Origin of the sequence: Paenibacillus sp. FSL H7-689 (assembly GCF_000517905.1) — a bacterium.
Classification (GTDB): domain Bacteria; phylum Bacillota; class Bacilli; order Paenibacillales; family Paenibacillaceae; genus Paenibacillus; species Paenibacillus amylolyticus.
This window is the reverse complement of the sequence record NZ_ASPU01000024.1, coordinates 1-4,303: the sequence shown is the minus strand read 5'-3', so window position 1 is coordinate 4,303 and position 4,303 is coordinate 1. Positions and strand designations below refer to the sequence as shown.

Sequence of the window (4,303 nt, the reverse complement as noted above, 5' to 3'; positions counted from 1 at the left end):
ATAGGCTGGGGGTGGAAGTGCAGCAATGCATGGAGCTGACCAGTACTAATCGGTCGAGGGCTTATCCAATTAGCAAGTTGTAATTCGCGTGTTTCGTTTCGAATCTAGTTTTCAGAGAACAACAACTCTGAAATGTAAGCTAAGCTATGCGTTTGGTGGCGATGGCGGAGGGGTTCCACACGTACCCATCCCGAACACGACCGTTAAGCCCTCTAGCGCCGATGGTACTTGGACCGCAGGGTCCTGGGAGAGTAGGACGCCGCCAAGCAATCTAAAGACACACTTGATGATATCGAGTGTGTTTTTTTTATTTTAATGTAATTCAATAGTTGTGATTTGACTTGTTATATACATAAAATACTGGCGTTCCAATCCTTAAAGCTGTGATACAATAGGTGAGGTCTATATAGAAAACGGAAACACGCATAAGTACGAGGAGGAACAGTGAACACGATGAAATCAGCCCCGTTTATTGCCGTGGAAGGTCCAATCGGAGCGGGGAAAACAACGCTGGCAACGATGCTTTCCCATGAATTGAATCTTCCGTTAGTTAAAGAAATCGTAGAAGAGAATCCATTTCTGGCTTCCTTTTATCAGGATATCGACGAGTGGAGTTTCCAATTGGAAATGTTTTTTCTGTGTAATCGGTTTAAACAACTGGAAGACACGGGCGTTCATTATGTAGAGCAGAGTACCCCAGTCATTTCAGACTATCATATCTATAAAAATATGATTTTTGCCGATCGTACCTTAAAGGGAACGAAACGGGATAAATATCGTCAAATCTATCATCTGTTAACAGATGATCTGCCAAAGCCCAACCTGGTGCTCTATATTGAAGCTGAACTCGATACGTTGATGTACCGCATTAACAAGCGTGGACGCTCATTTGAGCAGGATATGGACCCGGCATATATGGAACAACTGATCGCCGATTACAAAACAGGCATGGACTATCTGGCAAATAGCTCAAATCCGCCAGTAATCATTAAGGTCAATGCAGAGCAACTCGACTTTGTGGAACATCCTGAACACTTCAGGCAAATTGTTAATCAGGTAAAGGAGTATATCATATGAATAACTATGGCATTCCAACGAATGCATTAATTACGGTAGCAGGTACGGTTGGGGTGGGCAAATCCACGTTAACGGCTGCACTTGCGCAACGTTTGAACTTCAAGACCTCTCTAGAGCAAGTTGATCATAATCCATATTTGGAGAAGTTCTATCATGACTTTGAGCGTTGGAGCTTCCATCTGCAGATTTATTTCCTGGCAGAGCGATTCAAGGAACAGAAAAAGATTTTTGAACTGGGTGGCGGATTCGTACAGGATCGTTCTATCTATGAAGATACGGGCATTTTTGCACAAATGCATGCAGATCAAGGAACCATGTCTGCTACAGATTTCGAGACATACAGCAGTTTATTTGAAGCGATGGTAATGACACCGTATTTCCCACATCCAGACGTGCTGATCTATCTGGAAGGCAGTCTGCCTTCGATTTTAAACCGTATTACGGAACGCGGACGCGAGATGGAGATTCAGACGGACCGTTCGTACTGGGAACACATGCACGAGCGCTATTCCGTGTGGATTGATCAGTTTACAGCTTGCCCTGTGCTGCGTCTGAACATTGATGAGTATGATGTGCATGATCCGGCATCGGTGGATGCCATTTTTGCACAGATTGCAGCTGTCATTCAGCCTTCCAAGGAAGTGCAAAGGTAAGATAGAGAGAGGTTTTCAATGTAGTTTTCTCGGTTACATTGGTTATATTTATGATACAGATATGGACAACATCCCTTCTACGGCTATTATGCTGTTGGAGGGGTGTTTTTTTATGTGCCAAGGGAATAATTATGAGAGGTTTGTGGACAAAACTAAAATGATATTCGAGCGAATAAGGAAATAGATGCTTAATATATCTTTTCTATTATGTAAATACATGGTACCAAAAGTAGAAAAATGTTGAATAATAAGTCTTTTTGTGGTTTCATAGGAAAGGTGAATTCTGGAAAAGAAGCATATGCATGACTCAGGAGGGAAAGACAACGTGGAAGAGAAACAAGGAGTTAAAATCGGTATGCCGATCATTGGTGGCTTAATTGCAGCCATTCTGGGAGGCATCGTATGGGCAGCTATTGCTGCAATGACCGATTATGAGGTGGGATTAATTGCGATTCTGATTGGAGCGCTCACAGGTTACGCAGTTGTGTTGTTCTCCAATAAACAAATTGCGACGGTACATAAGATTATTGCCGTACTGTTTGCACTTGTCGGCATTTTGTTGGGGAAATATCTGACGGTGGTTTATTTTACTTCCGAACTGTTTGGTGATGTAGGCGTGATGGAACTTGTGTTTGATAGCGAGATGATCAGTGCGTTTGTGGAAACCTTCCAGGACTATTTCAGTCAACCGATTGATTTGTTATTCATCGTGCTTGCGATTGTGTCTGCATGGCAGATTCCTGGCCGGATGGCGAGAACCAGTTTAGCTACAGATGCATCTTCATCGGATCATGCGCCAAGAGCTTAATCGGATAGACAGTCGACGGCTGCAGCAAAATGAAGAACGTTTGACAGAAGAAACTTAATGCTCATCATCCTAAGCACTTATGAAGTTATATTGAAGGACTGGAAGCAGAAGAAAAACATAGTAAAGAGCATCTACTTTAAAAGATATTTATAAAGTACTCAGAGTGAGCAGCAGTTAGGCATGTTCACATTGCGGCTGAGTTACTTTCATACATAGGGACGATACGCCTGAGGGTGTACGTCCCTTTTGTGTATCCACCAGGTAGGGATGGATATGGCTCATAACTTTTGCAACAATTCGGATTGATTTAAATTACTTACCACATAACTCTAGTAAATATTCAGCATGTTCATAAGGTTAATTACAAGAACGATATGGTCACCCCAGGAGGTAGGTTCAAATATCCGAAGGGTCATTTACTGGGAATAAAGCTGATGACGAGAATATTTTTACCTTTACAGGATAGGGGGTTAACTTCTAGACTATCGTTTACAGTACACATCTGAGGACAATGAGAATTGAATAATACTATATGTGGTCGAAGACAGGTCTATATTATTTGTTTTGGTCAGCAAATACAGCCATAGCATCTCTCATAAATACTGCCAAACCATCGCCAAACTGATCAATATTGCGTTTGAAGCGTTCATCGTCCACGTACATCTGACCGAGTCCCCTGAAGGCTTCAGGCGAGTAGCTTCCCATCTGGTTCAGCAAGGTGTACCATTCTTGAATACCGGCCTGTGCCTCCGCAGATGCTGGTTCTGTGTGACGAAGTGAAGCCAGATGTTTGTAGATTTTGTTCATTTGATCGGATAGAGCCTTCTGATCTGTGGTTGATTTACTGTGCAGCTTCTGATTTGCGTGATCGACGGCATGGTCTCCCCAACGTTCCCGCGCTTCTTGTTCATACGGATTCTGGCTAAAATCAAATCCTTCGAATTGTTCTTTGGCTGTCATTTTAATTTCTCCTCTCACGTGTAAAACCGTTCTATTAATGGTAGCAATCATCTGGTCCAAGCGTTGGCGCTTCTCCAGCAGTATAAGTCGATGCATTTTAAGTGCTTCTTCCGGATTGAAGGAGGGGTTGGTTATAATGTTTTTGATCTCCTTCAGAGAGAAGTCGAGTTCCTTGAAAAACAATATTTGCTGCAACCGTTCCAGGTTGGCATCTGAATATAATCGATATCCGGCAGAAGTTACTTCGTCCGGTGTTAACAATCCGATCTCATCATAGTGATGCAGTGTGCGCACACTGATCGAGGCAAGTTCGGCAACTTCTTTTACCTTCATGGCCATGTGTGAAACCTCCTTACAACACCGATTGTACAGTGTGACGTTACGTGAGAGTCAACTGTTGAAAATGAAAAAACAAGATGCGAGCATGGAAGCTGCATCTTGATCATGGATTGGTGAATAGATGTGAATATGTGTGATGAAATTATTGTAAAATTCAGTCACTGTAGGGGAGCGGCTGTGCTTCTATGTCGAAGACATGGGTTGTTACCGCGCCGCGGGGGTGTTTTGAGGCTCCTCTGTTATGGAGAGGAGCGTGAGCAGTTGTAGGTTGCACCATGTATTCGGTGCAGCCCACGGGGCTGGCAGTGCAGGGAGAGCAGGGCTACGCCTGCATCCCGCGCACTGCCGCAGCGAACTGCGCAGCCGCTGCGCACACGTTGGCCGCGCCCGCGATGGCGGAGATGACGGCTACTCCGTCGGCTCCAGCCGCCATCACGGCGGCCGTGGTATCGGGCGTAATGCCGCC

Annotated in this window: 4 protein-coding genes, 1 rRNA gene and 1 pseudogene; 4 read left to right on the top strand and 2 right to left on the bottom strand. The window is 44.2% G+C overall.

What is annotated here, in order from left to right; genetic code table 11:
• Positions 1-151 precede the first annotated feature (151 nt).
• From rrf to C170_RS19375, 4 genes are all read left to right on the top strand, one after another.
• A 5S ribosomal RNA gene (gene rrf, locus C170_RS19390) occupies positions 152-268 on the top strand.
• A gap of 185 nt (positions 269-453) precedes the next feature.
• The gene (locus tag C170_RS19385; RefSeq protein WP_036613258.1) at positions 454-1,077 is read left to right on the top strand and encodes a deoxynucleoside kinase; all 624 of its coding nucleotides are present in this window, start codon (positions 454-456) and stop codon (positions 1,075-1,077) included.
• The gene (locus C170_RS19380) at positions 1,074-1,730 is read left to right on the top strand and encodes a deoxynucleoside kinase (protein WP_036613256.1); all 657 of its coding nucleotides are present in this window, start codon (positions 1,074-1,076) and stop codon (positions 1,728-1,730) included. The genes C170_RS19385 and C170_RS19380 overlap by 4 nt, the downstream gene beginning before the upstream one ends.
• 325 nt (positions 1,731-2,055) lie before the next feature.
• Positions 2,056-2,538 (top strand): hypothetical protein, encoded by a 483-nt coding sequence (locus C170_RS19375; protein WP_051447298.1) that lies wholly within the window; start codon positions 2,056-2,058, stop codon positions 2,536-2,538.
• 555 nt (positions 2,539-3,093) lie between these two features.
• Here C170_RS19375 and C170_RS19370 read toward each other — a convergent pair.
• Positions 3,094-3,837: a MerR family transcriptional regulator gene (locus tag C170_RS19370; RefSeq protein WP_036613253.1), complete on the bottom strand. Its 744-nt coding sequence runs from the start codon at positions 3,835-3,837 to the stop codon at positions 3,094-3,096.
• Between the two features lie 322 nt (positions 3,838-4,159).
• Positions 4,160-4,303, bottom strand: a pseudogene (gene thiE / locus C170_RS19365) (thiamine phosphate synthase); the annotation flags it as partial.

Coding starts and splice junctions, on each gene's coding strand:
- C170_RS19380 (WP_036613256.1), top strand. CDS start 1,074: ATGAATAACTATGGCATTCCAACGAATGCATTAATTACGGTAGCAGGT.
- C170_RS19385 (WP_036613258.1), top strand. CDS start 454: ATGAAATCAGCCCCGTTTATTGCCGTGGAAGGTCCAATCGGAGCGGGG.
- C170_RS19370 (WP_036613253.1), bottom strand. CDS start 3,837: ATGGCCATGAAGGTAAAAGAAGTTGCCGAACTTGCCTCGATCAGTGTG.